Here is a 23693-nt window from a genome sequence, read left to right as displayed (position 1 = left end):
TATTCTCAAAGACTAGTCCTTAATATCAGATCGTCCAACTAACAACATTAACTCTGCAGCTCGATTGGCATAACCCCATTCGTTGTCATACCACAAATACATTTTCAATTGGGTGTCATTAACAACCATGGTTGATAGCGCATCAACAATACATGAACGTGGATCCGTTTTATAATCAACAGAGACCAAAGGACGCTCTTCATAGCCAAGTATATCTTTTAGGTCTCCTTGTGCCGCCGTAGACATCAATTGATTAATTTCTTCAACTGTTACGGCTCTATTTAGCTCAAATACACAGTCAGTAATTGAGGCATTCGCTAACGGAACTCGCACGGCATGACCATTTAATTTTCCCTTTAGCTCAGGAAAAATATGGGTAATAGCGGTTGCAGACCCGGTAGTCGTTGGAATTAAACTTTGGCCACAAGCTCGCGCTCGACGTAAATCTTTATGAGGCGCATCAAGGATAGTTTGCGTATTGGTAATATCATGGATAGTCGTCATACTGCCGTGTTTTATGCCAACACTGTCTTGGAGAACTTTAACCACTGGCGCTAAACAATTAGTGGTACAAGAAGCAGCAGTGACAATTTTATGCTGTGCTTTGTTATAAAGGTGATGATTAACGCCCATGACAATATTTAAGGCGCCCTCTTCTTTTACGGGTGCTGTAACCATAACCCGTTTAACACCTTGTGCTAAATAAGCGCTTAATAGTTTGGTCGTTTTCATCACTCCAGAAGCTTCTACAACAACATCACATTGTGACCAGTCAGTTTCAGCTATGGTTAAATTATGACTAATATTAATGTGATGTTCACCATCTTCATCACAGACGATCATTTGGTTATTGTCGACTTGTGCATCAAATTTCCAACGACCATGAATAGAGTCAAAATTCAGTAAGTGTGCTAATGTTTTAGCATCACCTGCGGGATCATTAATTTGAATAAACTCTATTTCTGGCCATTGCCATGCCGCACGTAAAACTAAACGTCCGATGCGGCCAAAGCCATTAATTCCTACTTTAATTGTCATGATTTATTCCTATTTATTAAGGTTATTCGCAACATGTTTGCTGTCTGCTCGGACGATTGCCCATATCAATAAGGTTTGTTACACATGCGGTTAAATATGCTTGATTGTTAAGACTTGATAACTCGATGACTTCTTTTTGCCAAAATGGCATTGCATCAACGAGACTATAAAAAACCCAGCGTCCTACTTTTCGTTCACTGAGAATATGATGTAATTTAAGTTGGGCAATATGACGTGATATTTTAGGTTGAGATAAAGACAAAGCGGCCGTTAATTCACAGACACACAGTTCCTTTTCCATTTGTATAAGTAAAATTATTTTTAGCCGAGTATCATCAGCTAAATTTTTAAAAAATTGAACCACCCTATCATTATTCATAACTGGCACCGCATTAATTCGAAAGCTTATTTGGAACATACATAAAATAACAATACACATTTAACATATGTTTTTTCATATATATGGAAAAACATATGTTATTTCATATTGAGAGAGTATGCAAATAACCTTTTTAAATAAAAACAGTTGTTAGATAAAAGCGCAAAAAAAAGCATGAGTTAACTCATGCTTTGGTGTTAAGAAACTAAATATGGTTAAATTTCGACCATGTCACCTTTACTTTGCAGCCATGTTTTTCTATCTGGGCTACGTTTTTTTGACAGTAGCATATCCATTAACTCCATCGTTTCAGAGTGCTCATCTACCGTTAATTGCACTAAACGACGTGTATTTGGATCCATAGTCGTTTCGCGTAGTTGCAGAGGGTTCATTTCACCCAGACCTTTAAAACGTTGTACATTAACTTTACCACGTTTTTTCTCAGCTTCTATTCGATCTAAAACACCGTCTTTTTCGGCTTCATCTAAGGCATAGAAAACTTCTTTACCGACATCGATACGATAAAGTGGTGGCATAGCCACATAAACATGGCCACGTTGCACTAAAGGTAAAAAGTGTTGCATGAATAAAGCACATAATAACGTTGCGATATGAAGACCATCGGAATCGGCATCGGCAAGAATACAAATTTTACCGTAGCGTAATTCTGATAAATCATCACTATCTGGATCTATGCCTAATGCCACTGAAATATCATGGACCTCTTGTGAAGCCAGTATTTGTCCGGAATCGACTTCCCAGGTATTTAAAATTTTACCTCTAAGCGGCATAATTGCTTGAAACTCACGGTCTCTCGCTTGTTTAGCACTACCTCCCGCCGAGTCTCCTTCCACTAAAAACAATTCTGTTCGGGCAATATCTTGACTGCCACAATCAGTTAATTTCCCGGGTAAAGCAGGTCCTTGAGTAATTTTTTTACGAATAATTTTTTTACTGGCACGCAAGCGTCGCTGAGCATTTGAAATACAAAATTCAGCAAGGTTTTCTGCGATTTCAGTGTGTTCATTTAACCATAAACTAAAAGAATCTTTTACCACACCGGTAACGAAAGCGGCGCATTGTCGAGAAGATAAACGTTCTTTAGTTTGTCCTGCAAATTGTGGTTCTTGCATTTTCACCGATAAAATATATGAACATTTGTCCCATATATCATCTGGCGTTAATTTTACACCGCGAGGAATGAGGTTTCTAAATTCACAAAATTCGCGCATTGACTCCAATAAGCCTTGGCGTAAACCATTGACGTGTGTACCACCTTGGATGGTTGGAATTAAATTGACATAACTCTCTCCAATGCCCTCTCCACCTTCAGAGAGCCAAGTTACGGCCCAATCAGCGGCTTCATGCGAAGAAGAAAAAGTCCCAACAAAAGGGTCTTCAGGTAAACAAATACAGCTTTTAAGAGAATCTTTCAGGTAGTCGACTAATCCATCTTCGTAATACCATTGATATTTTTTATCTTCATTCTTGTCATGGAACTTGATGGTCAAGCCTGGACATAAAACAGCTTTCGCTTTTAATAAATGTACTAAGCGACGCACTGAAAAATTTGCTGAGTCAAAATATTTAGGATCAGGCCAAAACTTTACGCGTGAACCGGTATTTCTTCGGCCAACCGTTCCGGTTTCATGTAACTCTTCAACTTTTTCACCATGCTCAAAAGCCATTTCATACACTTTACTGTCACGGCGAACTGAAACATCAACTCGGGTAGAAAGTGCGTTAACCACAGAAATGCCAACACCATGCAAACCACCAGAAAATTGATAATTTTTATTAGAAAATTTACCACCGGCATGAAGTTTACAGAAAATAAGCTCAACACCTGAGACACCTTCTTCGGGATGAATATCGGTTGGCATGCCTCGACCATCATCAATAATTTCCAGTGATTGGTCTTTATCGAGCACAACGGTGATATTTTGCGCATGCCCAGCCAAAGCCTCATCAACCGAGTTATCAATAACTTCTTGGCCTAAATGATTAGGGCGAGAAGTATCTGTGTACATACCTGGACGATGTCGTACTGGGTCTAAACCACTGAGGACTTCAATGGAGTCTGAATTATATTGTTCGCTCATTTAACTATTCTAATAATGATTATGATTAAAAAATGTTTTAATACCTATCGGTCTACTTTATTGACTCGTTGGGTATAAATTAAAAAACATCGCAATTTTAGGTAACACTTTCGAGTAATCAATAAAGCTGTGATCCCCGCCTTGCTGGACAATTATTTGGCAGTCACAATATTTATCGACAGCTTTTTGATAATCTAACACTTCATCGCCTGTTTGTACCATGACCAAGTAATTATTTTTCGAAATAAATTGTTGTTCAAGGCTTTTTAATGACTCAATAAAATGCTTTTCAATGTAATAAACTTCCTGTGTGTAAGGATTAGTTTGTTCACCTAAATAATCAACTAATAATTCAAAGGGCTTTACCGCCGGATTAATTAATACGGCTTTGCCTTGATATTTCTCTGATAAATACGTTGAAAAATAGCCACCTAGTGATGAACCAATAAAATACCAAATGTTTTCTTTATCGCTTTTTGAGTCTATTAGTGTCGTTAATTGTTCGATAACAGCCGTTGGTGACGAAGCTAACTGAGGGCTAAAAAATGAGACTTCGGGAAAATGTTCATTAAAGTAATGCTTTGTCAGTTGTGCTTTCATCGATTGTGGTGATGAATTAAAACCATGTAGATATAAAATATTAACCTGTTTAGACATTTTATTCCTTTGTTAAAAAGTAGCTGTCTGACTTTATTTTTCCATCAGTAAATAGCGAAAAAACACGATAGCCTGGCCCTTGTCCATTTGAAGCACCAGCGCTTTTATTGGTGTCAAATTGAATCGATGTAGCGGGACAAGTAAATAAGGGAATGGCTGGTGATTGGTCTGAATACAAGGTTAATGCTTGATGCACATGACCACAGGTAATGGCTTTGATACTCGAAAACTTATTAATCGTTTGCCAAAACTCTGCTTGATTTTCTAAACCGTGTTGATCAATAAAATAACCAACATCTAATGGGTGATGATGCATCATCACTAATTGATGTTTTTTATCATCAACGATTGACTCAAATGCAGATAAATCGCTTGGTGTTACCAGACCTTTCGGTGTTTCACTTTTACTATTAAGTAAAACAATTTGCCAATATTTATCATTAAAGACTTTTTCACGATTGAAAGGAGGAACAGATAAATATTGATCCAATAACTCGAGTTCATCATGATTACCCGCCAAATAATAAAAAGGTATCGCTATGTCACTTTCAACAACAGCTTGCACAAAAAGTTGATAAGACTTTTCACTATGGTCTTGAGTTATATCACCGGTGAATACAATAGCATCGACTAAATGCTGATTTTTAATGTCGTCTAAAACACTGACTAAATTATGGTAAACATTAGCACCATGATGCAAACCATCTGTTTGAGAAAACAAATGGCAGTCGCTTATTTGCGCAATTTTAAAAATAGAAGACAAAAGGATTACTCAAAAAGTGATAAGTTGACTTGGCCTAACTTTAAACAAAGTTGCAGCCATTCTTTAAGAAACTGATTAATTTGCTCTTTTTCATCAGGTAAATGCATTTTACTATTAGGATAATCGTAACGAGGTTTAACTTGTTTGATGTCTTGATTACTGATCACCTCAGCCATTCGAGCATCATGATATAAACGGATAATCATTTTGGGACGTAAAATGTGGTCAAATACCGTTTTATTATTGTTATCTTCTCCAGTAACGACTGCTTTTGTCTTAGGCAGTTCTTGGCGAATACTCACCAAGCTGGTGTAGCGAGTAATTTCGAGTATTGTTATCTTGTAAGATAAAAAATCAGAAATAAAAAAACGCCGCTCATCACCAACCGCTTCTTCATCGTTATGACTGGCCAATAAGCGAACTAAAAACATATAGTTAACTTCACAAAGATTCATTAAGGTTGATAATCTTGGCTGATATTTTTTACTTTGCTGTATCATTTACGAAGACCATTTCTGCTGTAGTTGATGAAAGTTATTCTGTAGCCATTGTAACCCAATTATTGTTGCTGCATTGGTGATTTTTCCATTTTCTAACAACGACATGGCTTGTTCTCTTGACATGACATGCAACAAAATATCTTCACTTTCAGTTTCTAAACCGTGCACCCCTGAGACATTTTTGCTATCTATATTAGCAACATATAAATGTATAACTTCGCTCATACCACCAGGACTTGAAAAATACTCCAGCACTTTATCGAGTTGATTAGCATTTAACGTTAAGTCGGCTTCTTCTTTAGCTTCTCGAATAGCAACATCAATAGGCGATTCATCTTGACCAAACATACCGGCGACAAACTCTAATAGCCATGGCGTGTCTCCTTGACCAATAGCGCCAACTCGAAATTGTTCGATTAACACAACACGATCATAGGTCGCATCGTAAGGAATAACGACTACCGCATGACCACGTTCAAAAACTTCGCGCGTTAATACTTTACTTTCGCCACCATCAAATAATCGATGACTAAGTTGATACTCATCCATTTTAAACACACCTTGGTAGCAGGTTTTTTGTTGATAAATAGTGACGTCTTTATTTGAAAACTTTGATGGTTTTGTATTTTTGTTAGGCATTGAGTGGCTTTATTTCCCATATAAAAATTTAAAATAAATGAAGATACTATAATAAAGCGAGCACTAGCATAAAACATTTTGTTACACTAGAATGCATTCGCAAACACTTATTTTATTTAGCTAATTCAAAAATCAAGATACGATAGTATCATAATAATATAGCGTACATGGCACACTCAAAGGAATAGCTCACTCATGAAAAAAACAATTACGGCACTGATCATTGGTTTGGTTTGTGTAACTAATACTACGTTAGTTAACGCTGAAGATTTATTGGGCGTTTATCAACAAGCACAAAAAAATGATCCTACCGTATTGAGATCAAAGGCTTTATTTAACGCATCAAAAGAAGGCATAGATCAAGCCAGAGCTGTTTTATTACCAGAGATCAGTGCTTCAGCTAGCTACACAATGAGTAAAGATCAATTTATTCCAACATCGGATGATGGGCAATCATCAAATAGAACATTGACCAATAAATCTGATACTTTGCGCTATGGCTTGAGTTTAAGTATGTCATTATACAATCATAGTACATGGTTAAGATTAGATAATGCCAAAAAAGCCGCGCACCGCAGTGATGTTTCTTATCAAGCAGCAAAACAAGAATTGATTGTTAGAGTAACGACCGCTTATTTTGATGTTTTAAGTGCTAAAGACGATTTAGATTTTGCTAAAGCTGAGAAAGCGGCTATTGAGCGTCAATTAGAACAGACAAAACAACGTTACTCTGTTGGTCTAAAAGCAGTAACAGACGTGCATGAAGCACAGTCGCAATACGATAATGCCGTTACTTCTGAAATTCGCGCTGAAAACAGTGTTTACACTGCAGAAGAAGCGTTAAGGGTAATTACCAATGTGTATCCAAGAGACTTAAGTGTTTTAAACACTGAACGTTTCAGTACCTCACGCCCTATACCCGACAGTGCAAACGAATGGCAACAAACAGCAGAAGCAAAAAATTTAGATTTAATTAGCCAAAAAATAGCGGTTGATGTTGCTAAAGAAAATATTAATATCGCAAGATCTGGTCATTATCCAACATTAAGTTTATCGGGCAGTTATGGTGCTAGAGATCAAGATAACGAAGTAAACAATGCCACTTTTGAAAACCCTGCTTTAGATAGTCAGTCTATCGGCATAACGTTAAACGTACCTATTTATTCTGGTGGCGCTACGTCAAGTGCTGTTCGCGAAGCACAGAGCAACTATGTTGCTGCCAGCCAAGATTTAGAGTTAACTTATCGTAATGTTGTTCGTAATACACGTAATGCTTACAACACCGTTATTGCTGCTGTTTCGGCAATCAAAGCCCTTGAGCAATCTGTTGTTAGTGCTGATAGTGCATTAAAAGCAACGGAAGCTGGTTTTGAAGTAGGAACTCGTACTATTGTTGATGTGTTAGATAGCACGCGTAATTTATATAACGCAAAACGTAACTTATCATCAACGCGCTATAATTATGTACAATCAATTTTATCGTTAAAACGTGCGGCAGGTACAATCAGTGAGCAAGACTTAATCAACATCAATCAAGGGTTAAGTGCCGCTAAGTAAGCTTATTAAACTTCCTTTGTGAAGTATTAATTGTAGGTTTAAAAGTTATAGATATAAAAAAACCCTGATATTTCAGGGTTTTTTATTGTCTACAACTTTATTGTTATTAACTAAACATAGTTTTTACATCAGTAACCATCTGTTGAAATTCTTCACTTTTCATAAAGTCCACGTCAGGTAAAATACCTTTATTCACATAGCTTTTTAATAACACTTCACAGGTTGATACATTCTTGAAAATACCGTTGTGAATAGCACCTGCACGAATGAAGTCCAAATAATGAGTTTCAGAAGGTAATACCGTTAAATCACTCCAACTGGTTACTAAAGTGACAAATTCATCTGAGAATCCCCACGCTTTAGTCACTTCTCCACCAATATCCGCAGCTAACTTAGCAATAGCTTGCTGTAAAAAAGTCGGGTTAGCGAAAACATCAGGATGATTTTCAGCTTCAGTTAAAATGGGTAAAACACCTATATTATGAACCAGTGCCGCCAATGTTAAGGTGTCTAACGTTAATGATGTGTGTTTATGGTCTTGGATATAAAAAGTCATTAAACTGATGGCAACTGCGGCTACATCGACGGTTTTTTTCCATGACTTTTTCAAATACATTGAAACTATTTCATTTTTTGAAACAAATACTTGCTCTAACGCCATCGCTGTTGCGATACTTTTGATTTGGCGCAAACCAATGCGAGTTACAGCCTGGTTGACTGTTTCAACTTTAACAGAACGTCCTAAAATAACGCTATTCGCTACTTTCAACATACCCAAAGATAAAGCAGGGTCATGACCGATAATATCACTCATTTGTTTTAAGTTAATGTTTGGGTCATCCGCCGCTTGGCGCACTTTCAGTGCTACTTCTGGCAAGGTTGGAAGTACAAGCGCATCTTGTTTAATTTTTTCTACTAAAATTGTATAAAGGGCATTTTCAGTTCCCATAGTCTCACCTTAATTATTATTATCATTTGTCAATTATCAATTGTATTACATTAAAAAGTAGCACAGTTTTTTGCTTATATTATTATTTTAGGTCAAATATTAGTAAATTTTTCAATACTGTATCTTTATTAGACAAATGCTCAAATATTTAAAATTCTAGTTTTTAATCACTTAATATGATTTTCATCAAAGAACCGCCTGATAAGCTGTTTACCTATGACAAACGATGTTTTTATAATACCGCTAATATAAATCATCTATGTTGTTCATTATGCTAAAACCTGAATTATTATCGCCTGCTGGAACCTTAAAAAATATGCGTTATGCTTTTGCTTACGGAGCTGATGCTGTGTACGCAGGGCAACCCCGTTACTCTTTACGGGTGAGAAATAATGAATTCAATTTAGAGAATCTTAAAATTGGTATTAATGAAGCTCATTCCCTAGGTAAAAAGTTTTACTTAGTCAATAATATTGCTGCACATAACAGTAAATTAACAACGTTTATTAAAGATATTACGCCCGTTATAGCAATGCAGCCCGATGCCCTGATCATGTCTGATCCCGGCCTTATCATGATGGTACGGGAAAAATTCCCTGATATGCCAATTCATCTATCTGTGCAAGCTAATGCGGTTAATTGGGCAACCGTAAAGTTTTGGTATCAACAAGGTGTTGAGCGCGTTATTTTATCACGTGAATTATCGCTTGATGAAATTGAAGAGATTCGTTTTCGATGCCCTGAAATGGAATTAGAAGTTTTTGTTCATGGTGCTTTATGCATGGCATATTCTGGTCGTTGCTTGTTGTCTGGTTACATTAATAAACGCGACCCAAATCAAGGAACATGTACAAATGCTTGTCGTTGGAAATATGATAGCCACCAAGCAAAAGAAAACGAAACCGGTGATATAATAGCGGTACAGCCAGACATTAAAGTAAAACCAGAACTATTTATCCCTGATTCAGCTAAAATCATTATTCCAGAGCAACAACCAATTGAGGATATTATTTTATTGCAAGAGCAAGGTCGACCCGGTGAATATATGCCAGCATTTGAAGATGAGCACGGTACTTATATAATGAATTCAAAGGATTTACGTGCCGTTGAACATGTAGAACGTTTAATAAAAATAGGCGTGCATTCATTAAAAATTGAAGGTCGAACTAAATCATTTTATTACTGTGCTCGAACAGCACAAATTTATGGCCAAGCTATTTCTGATGCTTTAAGTAATAAACCTTTTAATCAAAATTTAAATACCGATTTAGAACATCTTGCTCACCGAGGTTATACCCAAGGTTTCTTAAAACGTCACCGCCATAGTGACACACAAAATTCTGATTACGGTTATTCAAAAAGTGATACTCAGCAATTTGTTGGTGAAATATTAGGCCGCAACGAAATAACAGGTTTAGTAGAAATAGAAGTAAAAAATAAATTTCTAGTCGGTGACCGTTTAGAGTTAATGACACCGCTAGGTAATACATCTTTTGTTTTATCTCATATGGAGAACGCCAAAGGTGAAGTTATTATTGACGCAAAAGGGTCCGGTCATAAAGTATCAATTTCGTTAGTAACTGAGCACGATTTAACTTTTGGTATTATTATGCGCTACCTTAATGAAGGTGGCACAACACGCCAACCGTTTACACAAAATCAAGTAGCGTAATAGGGCCATGGCACTGATTATAGAAGATGCATGTATTAACTGTGATATGTGTGATCTAGAATGTCCTAATGAGGCCATTGCATTGGGTAGCATGATTTATGAAATTGACGTGGATAAATGTACTGAATGTGTTGGCCATTATGACAAGCCGACTTGTATTAGCGTTTGTCCTATTGATTGTATCAAAAAAGATCCAAAGCATAATGAAAATGAGCAAACGTTATTAGCTAAATTTATCGCTATGCATGGTTAACAGCACCTACTACGACTGAAACAATAACGTGCAATTGCTCAGTCGATTAAGTTTGTATTTAGACAGATATAGCGGCTTTTATATGAGCGTGGCATTGATAATTCACTAATTCAAAGTCTTCAAAAGTAAAATCAAAAATACTTTTTATCTCAGGATTAATTTTCATAGTTGGCAAAGGTAGCGGAGTGCGACTTAGTTGTTCATCAACTTGTTCCATATGGTTTGAGTATAAATGAGCATCTCCGAAAGTATGAACAAAATCACCTAGCTCTAAATCACAGACTTGGGCGATCATCATGGTAAATAGTGCATAACTTGCAATATTAAAGGGTACACCTAGAAAGATGTCGGCACTGCGTTGATATAATTGACACGACAGCTTGCCATTGAGTACATAGAATTGAAAAAGCGTATGGCACGGGGGTAATGCTTGCTTGCCCTGTGCAGCATTCTCTGCAGGGCTTATAGATGTATCAGGTAATAATGCAGGATTCCAAGCGGTAATAATATGACGTCGTGAATCTGGGTTATTTTTTAAATCATCAATCAATTGTGTAAGTTGATCAATTGTTTCGCCATTGGCTGATGGCCAATTACGCCACTGTACTCCATATACAGGCCCTAGTTCGCCCGACTCTGTTGCCCAAGCATCCCAAATTTTAACGCCATTCTCACTTAAGTAAGCAATATTAGACTCACCTTTAATAAACCATAATAATTCATGAATAATTGATTTTAGATGACATTTTTTAGTGGTGACCAGTGGAAAGCCTTTTGCTAAGTCAAAACGCATTTGATAACCAAAAATACTTTTGGTGCCTGTACCTGTGCGGTCTGATTTTTGTACGCCGTTATCACGAACATGTCGCATGAGATCTAAATATTCTTTCACTGTCTTTCCTTCTCTAAAAAATTTTAATTTTAAACAAACGCTATTGTACTAACTTAATATCATTTTAACTGCTACTAGCATCAAAAATATCGCAAATGCTTTCTTGATAGTACCAACCGGTAGCTTACTCGCCGCTTTAACACCTATTGGGGCAAAAAGAGAAGACGTAATAATGATACCAAGCAAGGCAGGTAAATAAACATAGCCTAAGCTATATTTGGGTAAATTCTCTTCTCCCCAACCAGCAATCACATAGCCGCTAACACCAAATATGGCCACAACCATACCACTGACCGTGGCAACACCAATACATTGGCGTAGAGGGACTTTAAAGTAACTTAATATCGGGACTAGAATAGCACCACCAGCAATGCCCATTAGACTTGCTAAAATACCAGTAAAAAAGCCAATACCTTTAACAATGATATTTTTGGGTAGTTTTTCATCATCATTGTGATTAATTAATTTATTTTTCTTCGCTCGATTTATAGCAATAAACATATAAGACGAAAGTAAAAAAACAGCAATAGCAAAAGTATTTTTTAGTGCAACAACAGAAAGCATATCAGCAATAAATCCGCCAAGTAACGATCCTAATGCAATCGCCATCATGAGTTGCTTAGCAAGTGGCCAAGGTATATTGCTATTACGGTGATGAGCTAACGCCGCGGAAAGTGAAGTAACAACAATAGTGGCTAACGAGGTCGCAAGCGCCATTGGCATAACTAAGTTCGGTTCAATCCCTAGCTGCGGTAATAAATACACCAAAGCGGGTACAATTATCAACCCGCCACCTATGCCTAAAAGACCAGCAGAGAAACCGACCACTGAGCCGAGTAACACGCAAATTAGAAAGATACTTAATAACATTGTTTACTGCTTTTTAAGTTAAATTAACCGGATACATTACCTACCGGCACGTACGAAACTACTTAAACCGAATTGTTCAAGTTGTTCATTTAAATAACTGTGTACTTGTTTGGATGTAGAAAGGGTTAACACATGCGCCAACATCATTTTTACTTGATGAAAATCAACATGGCGGATCACCCATTTAATTTTTGCGATATTATGCGCGTTCATACTCAATTTGTCATACCCCATCGCTAATAATAATAAAGCGCCTGCTGGTTCACTGGCTAGCTCGCCGCATAGGCTCAAGGGTACCAATGAGCGAGCTGATTGTTCAGCAATATGGTTAAGCGCTCTTAAAACAGCTGGATGATATGAATTATATAACGCTGATACGCGGGCATTATTTCGGTCAACTGCTAATAAATATTGAGTTAAATCATTACTACCCACCGAAAAGAAATCAACTTTACTGGCTAATTCAGGCAATTGATAAATAATACCTGGCACTTCGATCATTATACCAACTTTTGGACGAGTGAGCTTTTCTTCACCGATAAAATCAAGTTCACCAGACAGTTCATAATAAGCTTGATTGATTAAGCGAGTTGCTTCGTCTACCTCTAAAGTACTTGAAATCATCGGCAACATAATCTCTAAATTATTTAAGCCAACATTCGCTCGCAACATTGCTCGTACTTGTAAGAGAAAAATTTCAGGATGGTCAAGTGTAATGCGAATACCACGCCAACCAAGAAATGGATTATCTTCATTTATCGGAAAATAGGGTAACGACTTGTCACCACCAACATCTAAGGTACGCATAGTTACAGGTTGATCAGGAAAAGCACTTAATACTTGACGATAAAGTTCAGTTTGCTCTGACTCAGAGGGAAAGCAGCTGCGGTTCATAAAAGGAATTTCAGTACGATACAAACCGATCCCTACAGCACCTGAATTTTTTGAATATTCAAACCCTGATGAAAGCCCAGCATTAAGTTGCAACTCAATGGTTTGACCATCTTTGGTAATAGCAGGCAATTGCGCTACTTTTTTAACCTTATCGGCGAGTAATATCTCTTGAGTGATTAAGTGTTGATATTCACGTTGTAAGGCTTCATTAGGCTGAACAAAAAGCTCACCACTAAAGCCATCTACAATACAGTTCTTCTGGTGTAATCGACTAAGCGAAATTTTCTCAATACCCATTACCGCTGGCACACCTAGTGCTCTTGCTAAAATAGCAGCATGAGAATTATTGGAGCCCTGAAGCGAGACTACACCTTTTAAGCCTTGGTGCTGGTATTGTGCAAGCATAGCTGCCGTTACTTCTTCAGCAACTAGTATAAATTCTCGTGGAAGTTGTTGCTCTTTTATATTTAGTTTTTTTAAGTTAAGTAATAATCGATTACCTAAATCGCGTATATCACTGGCCCTTTCACGCAAATAACGGTCATCTAAGGCTTCAAACTGAATAATATAGCTATCAATGATTTGTTTTAAAGCACTTTCAGCAGTCCAACCTGATATTATTTTCTGGGTAACTTCTTTAGTAATATTTGCATTATTTAATAATTGCTTATACATATCGAAAATATCTAAAGTACTCTCCGCAATAATCCCTTGTAACTTACTGGCCATGAAATCAAAATCTATGCGTGTTTTCGCCACGGCTTCTTCAAAAAATTGTAACTCTAGCGTTGGGGTTTTAGTTCGTTGTAAAGAAACAGAAGCTAAACTTACCGCTGGATACACAACAAACATTTCACCAATCATTACCCCTGAGGAGCCAGCAACACCCTGTAATGCTTTAGTCCAATGACTATTAGCATCTTGCTCTGTGATTAACACATTAGCTTCAGCATTGGCCAATGAAGTAGCTAATTGGGCTGATAAGGTAACTAAGAATGCTTCTTCATTTTCGGTAAAATGCCTAGCCTCTTTTTGTTGAATCGCCAGTATGCCCAGCACTTTTCGTCGATGAATGATGGGGGTCCCCAGAAAGGCATTTAATTCGTCTTCCTCAACTTCAGGGGCATGAATAAATTGAGGATGGTTTTGCGCATTAGCAATGTTAAGTGGTTCTTCTCGCTGGCCAACTAAACCGACTAAGCCTTCAGTAAAACCGATGGTTGTTTGACCTAATGAACCTTCTGCCAAACCGTCAGAGGCAACCAATAAAAAATGTTGTTTGAGGTGGTCAGCAAGATAAATTGAACAACAGTCAGTATTCATCGTTTCTTTTATTTGTTCCACCATACGATGTAATGCACTGTCGAGTTCAGCGTTTTGGCTAAATTCTAGAACAATTCTCCGTAGGATAGTTAACATACGGCTCCTTAAATAAAAATGCCCGTTCACTTTAAGATATAGGGTCATCTTTAAGTGATACGGGTATATTATACATTTTGTTTTGTCGTATAAAACTGCTACATAATAATAATCAACTACGACGTTTACGGTTTTGATGGCGATAAGAAGGCATAGACGCCTGAGCAAATTCCTTCATCACTTTACGGTAAACTTCACGTTTAAAAGACACTACCTGACGCACTGGGTACCAGTAACTTACCCAACGCCAATCATCAAACTCTGGATGATCAGAGTGAAGTAAATCAACCGCAGACTCTTCTGAAGTTAGCTTAAGTAAAAACCATTTCTGTTTTTGCCCAATACAAACAGGTTTACTTTCATGCCTAATTAAACGTTTTGGTAATTTATATCTCAACCAGTGTTTGGTCGAAGCAACAATACTGACATGTTCCGGTTTTAATCCCACTTCTTCGTGTAATTCTCGGTACATGGTTTCTTCTGCTGTTTCTCCCTCATCAACCCCCCCTTGTGGATATTGCCACGAGTGTTGACCATAACGCCTAGCCCAAAATACTTGTCCTCTATCATTGATTATGACTATGCCGACATTAGCTCTATAGCCTTCGGCATCTATCAAAGGAATTCCCAATAACTTTCATAAAATATATCTTGATTCTTCCATAATATGGGCTTGCGGGCAATTAATTAATTTTTTATTTTATCTAGACCATAGCGTCAAAAGTTATGAATCTTTATACTGAGTAAAGAAAAGTCACGACTAAAGAGTTTACTCATTAAAATTAATATCCCTACTAACGAAGATGATTTACTAAAAAGAGCGCAAGCGCTTGCTGGACTTAATTTAGCTGAAATAGCTGAACAAGCAGGCGTAGTAGTCCCTGAGAATTTAACGAGAGAAAAAGGTTGGATAGGTCTTTTACTTGAGCAGGTTCTTGGCGCTAGTGCGGGGTCAAAACCTGAACCTGACTTTCCACATTTAGGTATTGAATTAAAATCGTTACCCATTAGCATGCAAGGCAAACCTTTAGAGACAACATTTGTATGTGTTGCACCTTTGACTGGCTTAGTAGGGGCTAGTTGGAAAACCAGCCATATACGCAACAAAATGGCGCGTGTTTTATGGGTACCGGTAATTTCTGAACGACATATACCAATAGGCGAGCGTATAGTTGGCACCCCTTTTATTTGGTCCCCGTCTTATGAAGAAGAACAATTACTCGCCCTAGACTGGCAAGAGCTTACCGATATGATTGTATTAGGTGAAGTAGAAAACATCTCAGGAAAACATGGCCAAGTGTTACAACTTCGCCCCAAAGCGGCCAATAGCCAAGCTAAAACACAAGCCTTTAATAAACACGGCGAGCCCTTTCGAACACTGCCTCGTGGCTTTTATTTAAAAACATCTTTTACACACATGTTATTACGTAATCATTTGCGTATTGATTAACGATATCTGCGGTATTCATATTTCAATTGAAACTTATCTTAAATACACAAACCATCAGGTAATTATTAATTGACTGATTTACTTTAACTACTGAATTTATGAACTTATCTATGCTAAAAAGTAAAATTTAAACTATTGTTACAGGTACTGATCTTATTACTCGTTGATTCATTTCGTTGTTACTGGTTTTGAAAGAATACGTTATAAGGCTTATCTGAAATATACTATGGTCATTCTATGAATAGTCTCCCCCTTAAGCCTTCTTTAATAATCGAGAATATCTCCCGCCTTGAAGGACTGCCATCACAACAAATACATAGTCTGTGTTATTCTCACCGAAAATTTTGGCTAAGCACACCTAATGGATTAGCTATATATGATGGTGAACACGTTGAAATTCTTAATCAACATTCAGGACTTTTAACTCACGGTCAACGTTCAGTTACTTCAAATAGAGATACTATTTTAGCCTGCTCAGATTTAGGCATTTCAATTATAAACGCTGAAACCCATCAATCCATCGTTGATCTTAATACAGTTGACCTTGGCCTTGGTTGGTGCCAATGCGCGATATCTATTGATAACAACCACTATTTATTAGGATGCGCCAAAGGGCTATATCGATGGAATAGCAAGTCAGATGAATTGAACAAAGTAAGCCTTGACGTTTCCGGCGAAGGCGTACTCAGTATTGTTAAAAGCAAAGATCAAACTATTCTTATTCAAATGTCACAGTCAGGCATTTGGGTGTACCAAAATGAAATGATTCGACCTCTTATTAATCAATACACCAAGAGCTTTAACTCGGCGAACCATATTAGTGCATCGACGCAAGGCTTTCTCATTGCTAATAACAAGAGCATCATCATTTTAGATTTTGATTTAAAACTTAAAGAGCATATCCAACTCCCTGATATAGAGTCAATGATTGTCCGTATATTGTTTCCTCATTCAAATCATATGATCATTGCAGAGAAAACCTGTGTATACGAACTAATAAAGCACGATTACATTTGGAAAAAAGGAAAGACGCTATTTACCACCGCAAAAATCACCGATCTTTGTTACGATTCATTCAACAATCTTTGGGCTACTACCGACTTCAGTGGATTAATTAAGTATCCAGCTTTGAATGACTATATTCGAACGTTTGTACCTAAAAAAGCTACATCAATACTAACGCTTCGACTGGCTCAAAATGGACAAGACATTCTTATTGGAGGCACAGGCCATAGTTATTCACTTTCATCGCAAAATGATGCGATACAGAGTGAAATAAGCAGCTTAAAAAACTTAACTTGTTGGGATATTTACCAAGACAAACAGCTAAAAATCTTTGCTGCCTGTAATGAAGGGCTAGCCATCTGTGAAATGACAGATAATTCTTCTGTACAACTTTTTACTGACAAAAACATTGGTGCTGGACGTTGTATTCAGAATATTGGAGAAAATTATCTATATGGCAGTGTTTACGGTTTATTCATATTTTATCCAAGCAGTAAAAAGTTTGAACCTATCAATGATTCATTAGGAAAAACCTTAAGTTATATCTACACAATAGTCCCGAAAGATACAAATAACTATTTTGTTACAACACTTGGTCGAGGACTGTGGATCTATAACACCGATGACAACACGCTCATTTCTGTCGAATTAAAGAATAAATACCTTAACATCTACGATATTAACGTTAATAAAGAGGGTGCATACGCGATAGCAGCTGACAATAAACTATTGTTGATGATTGACTCACAAGTCACCGAAATTTTCGAGTCTAGCGATTCTATCGCAGCCTGGACCTGCCGATGGCACAATAAAGATGAAATACTCATTGGTACTTCGCAAGGTCTGCAGTTGTTTGACATCAATTGTCGGCAACCAAAGTACGTTATTAATAATGTTCCCGAACGTCAGTTTTGGGAGTTTACAACCAGCCGTAGCCTATTGAGGAAAGGTGAAGATAGTTACTGGTGTGGTCTCAATGAAAGCTTAAACGTCATTGAAATACCCAGATTAATTGATACCATACAAGCACCAATACCTGAGATAAAATCTGTTTCGAGCAGTAGCCAATTCCTGCTTGATGGCAATATATTAACCATAGAAGAAGGTAGTTGGAACCTCGACATTATGCTTTGTTCTTATTGGTTGTGGAAAGAAAAAAGCATTAGTTATCACTATCGACTGGTTGGATTTCACGATAATTGGCGAAAAACCAAACACGAACCAATAATGTACTCAGCCCTTCCTTCTGGAGAATATTTACTAGAAGTTCAGGTTAAGTGCGGTTTAGCCCAGTCAAATCAAAAGATCAAACTACTTTTAATAAAAGTGATCAGGAAAGGGACTATTTTTAAGCTTTTAACATGGATAAAAAAAGCCATAGCAACCAGTATCATAAAAATTAAACAGCGCAAAAATTTTTGGAAACTATATGAAAGTCATTTAGAACTAGAGAGGATTGTCGAAAAAAGAACGGCAGATTTGTCAATTGCCAATCAAAAACTGCAGGAGATGAATCTATCATTAGAGCTACTGTCAAACAAAGATCAATTAACTGGAATAAATAACCGTAGGGCCTTTCAAAATTTCGTGGATGAAGAAATAAAAAGAGCCAGCCGAAATAAGTATCACTTTAGTATTCTAATGATAGATATAGATTATTTTAAGCAGTATAACGATAATTATGGCCACTTAGCTGGTGATTTATGCTTAAAGCTGGTTGCACAAAACCTTTTATCTTGCTTGCACCGTAGCGGTGACATTTTGGCTAGATACGGCGGGGAAGAATTTATTATTGCATTACCAGAAATTGACCATCAACAAGCTAAAAATTTTGCCGACCTTTGCATAAAATCCATTAATACATTAGGCATAAACCATGAGCACTCTGCGGTATCATCAAATATTACCATTAGCGTAGGCGTAGTAAATTCACTTGTAGAACCCCTGAAAAATAGGTCTGAACGTATAACGTTCATAACAAAGCTTATTGGCCAAGCCGATGAAAATTTATACTTAGCCAAAAAGCAAGGCAGAAATAGATCCGTTTAAAATAGCTATATTAAAAAACCCTGTTTATCTAGCAAGCTTTCCTCCAAAGCGACTTTAACTTTTTACAGACGGAACAAACCAAATTCCAGGCAAATAAAACCAACTCGAAAGTTGGTTTATTCCTGCTTTTCAGCAAATGTGGTGGGCGCGGCTGGGTTGAACCTGCGATCGGAAGCGGTTAGTTTCGTAGCTGCTATTATATGCTCGGTCTCTCCAGCAGGTTCGATACACTATCACTTTACTTTAGACGAAAAAAAACCAATCCGAAGATTGGTTTATTTCTGCTTTTCAGCAAATGTGGTGGGCGCGGCAGGAGTCGAACCTGCGACCGCCTGGTTCGTAGCCAGGTACTCTATCCAGCTGAGCTACGCGCCCACATTAAACTTTATTTACTATCTTGTTCAAAGATAACACCCATTATTTTTATAAGCTTTGGTATTTGCTTAACAACTCAAAATATCTCCTAAGGATGATACTTGAGTTTTTAACTGCTATATTCCAGAAGAAAAAAAACCAATCCGAAGATTGGTTTATTCCAGCTTTACAGCAAATGTGGTGGGCGCGGCAGGAGTCGAACCTGCGACCGCCTGGTTCGTAGCCAGGTACTCTATCCAGCTGAGCTACGCGCCCACATTAAACCTTATTTAATATCTCGTTTGAAGATAATATCTATTAATTTTATAAGCTATGATATTTGCTTAGTCCACATTTCAATAAAGAAAAGTGGTGGGCGCGGCAGGAGTCGAACCTGCGACCGCCTGGTTCGTAGCCAGGTACTCTATCCAGCTGAGCTACGCGCCCTCACATGAACTATTTTTTATATCTTAGTCTAAAGATAGCAAATTGCTTTGCATTTATTACTTTTACCGCAGTTACCTTTAATAAAAGTAATGGCGGAGAGCGAGAGATTCGAACTCTCGAACGGATTTAAAGCCGTTACTCCCTTAGCAGGGGAGCTCCTTCGGCCACTCGGACAGCTCTCCATTTTTACTTCTTTACTGTTGAGTTCTAATGCGTACTTTGAAATACATCTTAGAAAAAACTCTCTATCAGGCTAGTAGCCAGATACTCCTTTAACAGGTGAGCGTCTTCAACCAATCGGTCACATCTCCAGTGGGTGCGAATACTAATGGATCGAGAAAATAAGTCAACAATATTTTCTATTTTTCTGTACTTTTAAATCTGTTTGCCGAGATTTCAACCAACAAGGCTATTTTTCAAGCTCAAAAAGATTATTGTCACTAAATTAATGCTAAAAAAAATTAATATTAGTCATTAAAAAAGTCGGCAATTGCCGACTTTTTTTAATGAAGGTGTTCAACAAAGCTAAAATTTATTACCTGTTTCGGCTTCGCTACTGTCACTTCCTGTTTTTTCTGCTTGTATTCGCATGTAAATTTCTTCACGGTGAACAGATATTTCTTTTGGCGCATTTACGCCAATACGAACCTGATTACCCTTTACACCTAAAACAGTGACGGTAACTTCGTCACCAATCATTAACGTTTCACCAACCCTACGAGTTAAAATTAACATCCTAAATATCCTTTATGTTTAAAAGCCAGTCCACTAAAAAATTATAAGCTAGTAATAAATTTAGTTTAATTTTGGTAAAAGTACATAATAAAAATTAAAAACTTTGTAAAAAATAGTTACTTAAGTTCACTAAGACCCAGTTTTACCACTATTTACAAAGATTTTATTACCACGAGTGATAATCAGTTATTAACTTTGCACTTATAACCAATATTGGCATTCTAGCAAGCTTATTCAAGCAATAAAGTTATTTTTTGGAAATAATTATAACTATTTGTTATTATTAATATTGTAGTTGACGTATGTTAACTATGCATTAACCGCTAAGTAACCTAACTTACTATTTAAAAGATTTACCCACAAAAAAGGAGCTAAAACGCTCCTTAATGAAATATATTAGCTTACTATAATATTACGATAACTGGTCAATTAACCATGCTTTCGCTGTGTCTAATGCCATAGATAAATTCTCTGGCTTGTTGCCACCAGCTTGTGCCATATCTGGACGCCCACCTCCTTTGCCACCGACATGCTGTGCTGCGGCATTAACTAAATCACCGGCTTTTACCTGTCCAGTGAGATCTTTAGTTACACCAGCGATCAAACCTACTTTTCCGTCTGATGCTGTGCCTAATAAAATGATCCCTGAGCCTATTTTATTCTTGAGTTCATCCATCATGCCGCGAAGCGCTTTAGACTCGGTACCTGCTAAATCTGCAATAAGTACCTTCACACCATTAACATCGACAGCCTCACTGATTAAATCAGAACCGGCTTGAGCCGCTACTTGCTGTTTTAGGATTTGAATTTCTTTTTCGAGTTGCTTACCACGACTAATTAATTGCTCAACTTTCCCTGGCATACTCGCCACATCAGATTTAACCATTGAGGCAACTAAGCTTAGGTTTGAACCTTGCTGCTCAGTAAAAGCAAGTGCACACTCACCGGAAACAGCTTCTATACGACGAACACCTGCAGCTATACCTGATTCTGACACTATTTTAACAAAGCCAATATCGCCAGTACGCTCAACATGAACACCACCACAGAGCTCGGTAGAGAAACCACCTAAAGTAACCACTCGTACTTCATCGTCGTATTTCTCACCAAATAAAGCCATAGCGCCTTTTTCTTTAGCTTCGTCTATTTGCATTAAGTTGGTTTCACGAGACAAATTATTACGTATTTCTTGGTTAACTAGACGTTCAACAGTTTGCAACTCTTGCGCGGTAACCCCTTCAAAGTGAGAGAAGTCAAAGCGTAACTTTTCAGCATCACATAACGAACCTTTTTGCGTAACATGTTCACCCAAGACGCTACGTAATGCCGCATGAAGAAGGTGAGTAGCCGTGTGGTTTTTAACGATAGCTGCGCGTCGCTCAGTATTTATTTCAGCTTTTACTAGGCGATTTAAGCCAATATTTACGCGAGCAATTCCTTTATGAGCAAAGGCGTTACCCATTTTAGTGGTGTCATGTACTTCAAATATACCGTCATCAATATGAAGAAGGCCTTGGTCTCCTGCTTGGCCACCCGACTCAGCATAAAAAGGTGTTTTGTCCAAAATAACAATGCCCTGCTCGCCTGCTTTTAATTCAGCAACCGACGCTTCGTTATTGAATAATTCAACAATCGTTGCGGAGAATTCATTACGGGTATAACCTTTAAACTGCGTGTTGTGATCAGATTTAAGCTGGTCGTTATAGTTAGAACCAAACTGACTTGCTTGCTGAGCACGTTCGCGTTGAAGTCCCATAGCAATGTCAAAACCATTGTGGTCGACTTTTAATTGACGTTCTCGGGCAATATCTGCCGTTAAATCAGCAGGAAAACCATAGGTGTCATAAAGTTTAAAGGTATCGTCACCTGAAATAGTGTCGCCTTTAAGATTCGCTAAAATATCTTCAAGTAAGATCATGCCACGATCTAGGGTGCGGCCAAATTGCTCTTCTTCGATACGTAATATTTTTTCAATAACCGCTTGTTGGCTAATAAGCTCAGGGTAGGCTTCACCCATTTGCTTACCTAATGAAACAACTAGTCGATGAAAGAAGTGTGATTTTGCTTCTAATTTATGACCGTGGCGTACGGCACGTCGAATAATACGACGTAATACATAGCCACGACCTTCGTTTGAAGGCATAACACCATCGGCTATTAAGAAGCTACATGAGCGAATATGATCGGCAATTACACGCAAAGACTTATGTTCTAAATCATTGCACTGTAACAACTCAGCAGTATCTTTAATTAAGCCTTGAAAAATATCAATTTCATAATTGCTATGCACGCCTTGCATTATCGCTGAAATACGTTCTAAGCCCATACCTGTATCAACAGAAGGCTTTGGCAAGTTTTCCATGGTACCGTCAGCATGACGGTTGTACTGCATGAAGACTAAGTTCCAAATTTCAATAAAACGATCACCATCTTCATCTGGTGAGCCTGGAGGTCCACCAAAAATATTTTCACCATGATCATAGAATATTTCAGAGCAAGGTCCACATGGCCCCGTATCACCCATTGACCAAAAGTTGTCTGACTCGTACTTTTTACTGGGTGACTTATCACCGATACGAATAATTTTATCTACCGGAATACCTATTTCGTCACGCCAAAAAGCGAAGGCTTCTTCGTCACTGTCATAAACAGTCACTAATAGCTTTTCTTTAGGTAAGGCTAATTTGACGGTTAAAAATTCCCAGGCAAAACGTATAGCGTCTTCTTTAAAGTAATCACCAAAACTAAAGTTACCTAACATTTCAAAGAAAGTATGATGGCGCGCCGTGTAGCCAACGTTCTCTAGATCGTTATGTTTACCACCCGCACGAACACAACGTTGCGACGAGGTTGCACGGGTATAACTTCTGCTCTCTGCCCCTAAAAAAACGTCCTTAAAAGGAACCATACCAGCATTGGTAAATAATAACGTCGCGTCATTACCTGGAACTAATGAACTACTTGGAACAATTTGATGTTGCTTCGAAGCATAAAAGTCTAAAAAAGTCTGTCGTAATTGTGCACTAGTTTTAATCATGGGAATGTTCACTCTCTGAAAAGTTAATTCTT

At 37.6% G+C, this 23693-nt stretch carries 19 protein-coding genes and 4 tRNA genes; 5 read left to right on the top strand and 18 right to left on the bottom strand.

Features of this window, described 5'->3' with window-relative positions:
- Nucleotides 1–12: 12 nt before the first annotated feature.
- The 7 genes from H4J62_RS10870 to H4J62_RS10840 all read right to left on the bottom strand — a co-directional run bounded on the left by H4J62_RS10870 (nucleotide 13) and on the right by H4J62_RS10840 (nucleotide 6078).
- Nucleotides 13–1038, bottom strand: coding sequence for an ArsJ-associated glyceraldehyde-3-phosphate dehydrogenase (locus tag H4J62_RS10870; protein ID WP_182216890.1), 1026 nt, complete (start codon nucleotides 1036–1038; stop codon nucleotides 13–15).
- A gap of 22 nt (nucleotides 1039–1060) precedes the next feature.
- Nucleotides 1061–1417 carry a metalloregulator ArsR/SmtB family transcription factor gene (locus H4J62_RS10865; protein ID WP_182216891.1) on the bottom strand — a complete coding sequence of 119 codons (357 nt, stop codon included), beginning with the start codon at nucleotides 1415–1417 and terminating at the stop codon, nucleotides 1061–1063.
- A gap of 215 nt (nucleotides 1418–1632) precedes the next feature.
- Nucleotides 1633–3519 (bottom strand): DNA topoisomerase IV subunit B, encoded by a 1887-nt coding sequence (gene parE / locus H4J62_RS10860; RefSeq protein WP_182175801.1) that lies wholly within the window; start codon nucleotides 3517–3519, stop codon nucleotides 1633–1635.
- Between the two features lie 57 nt (nucleotides 3520–3576).
- Entirely contained in the window at nucleotides 3577–4176 is a 600-nt protein-coding gene (locus H4J62_RS10855; RefSeq protein WP_182216893.1) for a YqiA/YcfP family alpha/beta fold hydrolase, read from the bottom strand.
- 1 nt (nucleotide 4177) lies between these two features.
- On the bottom strand, nucleotides 4178–4939 hold the full coding sequence (locus H4J62_RS10850) for a metallophosphoesterase (RefSeq protein WP_220470087.1): 762 nt from the start codon (nucleotides 4937–4939) through the stop codon (nucleotides 4178–4180).
- 5 nt (nucleotides 4940–4944) lie between these two features.
- Nucleotides 4945–5439, bottom strand: coding sequence for a DUF1249 domain-containing protein (locus tag H4J62_RS10845; RefSeq protein WP_182216895.1), 495 nt, complete (start codon nucleotides 5437–5439; stop codon nucleotides 4945–4947).
- Nucleotides 5440–6078 carry an NUDIX domain-containing protein gene (locus H4J62_RS10840; RefSeq protein WP_182216896.1) on the bottom strand — a complete coding sequence of 213 codons (639 nt, stop codon included), beginning with the start codon at nucleotides 6076–6078 and terminating at the stop codon, nucleotides 5440–5442.
- A gap of 195 nt (nucleotides 6079–6273) precedes the next feature.
- Here H4J62_RS10840 and tolC point away from each other — a divergent pair, with 195 nt between their 5' ends.
- Entirely contained in the window at nucleotides 6274–7635 is a 1362-nt protein-coding gene (gene tolC / locus H4J62_RS10835) for an outer membrane channel protein TolC (RefSeq protein ID WP_182216898.1), read from the top strand.
- A 106-nt stretch (nucleotides 7636–7741) separates the two neighbouring features.
- On the opposite strand, the gene H4J62_RS10830 is transcribed toward tolC, so the two are convergent.
- The gene (locus H4J62_RS10830; protein ID WP_182216900.1) at nucleotides 7742–8584 is read right to left on the bottom strand and encodes an HDOD domain-containing protein; all 843 of its coding nucleotides are present in this window, start codon (nucleotides 8582–8584) and stop codon (nucleotides 7742–7744) included.
- A 271-nt stretch (nucleotides 8585–8855) separates the two neighbouring features.
- Between H4J62_RS10830 and yegQ the strand changes: the two genes are divergently transcribed.
- Complete coding sequence (gene yegQ, locus H4J62_RS10825) at nucleotides 8856–10256, top strand: tRNA 5-hydroxyuridine modification protein YegQ (protein ID WP_182216901.1); 1401 nt, start codon at nucleotides 8856–8858, stop codon at nucleotides 10254–10256.
- A 7-nt stretch (nucleotides 10257–10263) separates the two neighbouring features.
- Nucleotides 10264–10509 carry a YfhL family 4Fe-4S dicluster ferredoxin gene (locus H4J62_RS10820; protein WP_182216903.1) on the top strand — a complete coding sequence of 82 codons (246 nt, stop codon included), beginning with the start codon at nucleotides 10264–10266 and terminating at the stop codon, nucleotides 10507–10509.
- Between the two features lie 58 nt (nucleotides 10510–10567).
- Here the strand turns inward: H4J62_RS10820 and H4J62_RS10815 are convergent, their stop codons facing one another.
- From H4J62_RS10815 to rppH, 4 genes are all read right to left on the bottom strand, one after another.
- Nucleotides 10568–11401, bottom strand: coding sequence for a thymidylate synthase (locus H4J62_RS10815; protein WP_182216905.1), 834 nt, complete (start codon nucleotides 11399–11401; stop codon nucleotides 10568–10570).
- Nucleotides 11402–11449: 48 nt separating this feature from the next.
- Nucleotides 11450–12271: a sulfite exporter TauE/SafE family protein gene (locus tag H4J62_RS10810; protein ID WP_070375985.1), complete on the bottom strand. Its 822-nt coding sequence runs from the start codon at nucleotides 12269–12271 to the stop codon at nucleotides 11450–11452.
- A gap of 36 nt (nucleotides 12272–12307) precedes the next feature.
- Nucleotides 12308–14584, bottom strand: a complete 2277-nt coding sequence (gene ptsP, locus H4J62_RS10805) for a phosphoenolpyruvate--protein phosphotransferase (protein ID WP_182216907.1) — start codon at nucleotides 14582–14584, stop codon at nucleotides 12308–12310.
- Nucleotides 14585–14696: 112 nt separating this feature from the next.
- The gene (gene rppH, locus H4J62_RS10800) at nucleotides 14697–15203 is read right to left on the bottom strand and encodes an RNA pyrophosphohydrolase (RefSeq protein ID WP_182216909.1); all 507 of its coding nucleotides are present in this window, start codon (nucleotides 15201–15203) and stop codon (nucleotides 14697–14699) included.
- Between the two features lie 162 nt (nucleotides 15204–15365).
- Between rppH and mutH the strand changes: the two genes are divergently transcribed.
- A complete protein-coding gene (gene mutH, locus H4J62_RS10795) occupies nucleotides 15366–16034 on the top strand; it encodes a DNA mismatch repair endonuclease MutH (RefSeq protein WP_310733524.1) in 669 nt (222 codons plus the stop codon).
- Nucleotides 16035–16271: 237 nt separating this feature from the next.
- Nucleotides 16272–19088, top strand: coding sequence for a diguanylate cyclase domain-containing protein (locus tag H4J62_RS10790; protein WP_182216911.1), 2817 nt, complete (start codon nucleotides 16272–16274; stop codon nucleotides 19086–19088).
- Between the two features lie 298 nt (nucleotides 19089–19386).
- Here H4J62_RS10790 and H4J62_RS10785 read toward each other — a convergent pair.
- The 6 genes from H4J62_RS10785 to alaS all read right to left on the bottom strand — a co-directional run bounded on the left by H4J62_RS10785 (nucleotide 19387) and on the right by alaS (nucleotide 23661).
- A tRNA-Arg gene (locus H4J62_RS10785) sits at nucleotides 19387–19463 on the bottom strand.
- Nucleotides 19464–19641: 178 nt separating this feature from the next.
- Nucleotides 19642–19718, bottom strand: a tRNA-Arg gene (locus H4J62_RS10780).
- 94 nt (nucleotides 19719–19812) lie between these two features.
- A tRNA-Arg gene (locus H4J62_RS10775) sits at nucleotides 19813–19889 on the bottom strand.
- A 90-nt stretch (nucleotides 19890–19979) separates the two neighbouring features.
- Nucleotides 19980–20071: transfer RNA gene (locus H4J62_RS10770), tRNA-Ser, on the bottom strand.
- A gap of 343 nt (nucleotides 20072–20414) precedes the next feature.
- Nucleotides 20415–20624: a carbon storage regulator CsrA gene (gene csrA / locus H4J62_RS10765; protein WP_070375981.1), complete on the bottom strand. Its 210-nt coding sequence runs from the start codon at nucleotides 20622–20624 to the stop codon at nucleotides 20415–20417.
- A gap of 412 nt (nucleotides 20625–21036) precedes the next feature.
- The gene (gene alaS, locus H4J62_RS10760; RefSeq protein ID WP_182216913.1) at nucleotides 21037–23661 is read right to left on the bottom strand and encodes an alanine--tRNA ligase; all 2625 of its coding nucleotides are present in this window, start codon (nucleotides 23659–23661) and stop codon (nucleotides 21037–21039) included.
- Nucleotides 23662–23693 lie beyond the last annotated feature (32 nt).

It is taken from the genome of Colwellia sp. BRX8-5 (assembly GCF_014077325.1).
Classification (GTDB): Bacteria; Pseudomonadota; Gammaproteobacteria; order Enterobacterales; family Alteromonadaceae; genus Colwellia_A.
Note: the sequence above shows the minus strand (reverse complement) of the source record. Positions and strands in the feature narration are given on the sequence as shown.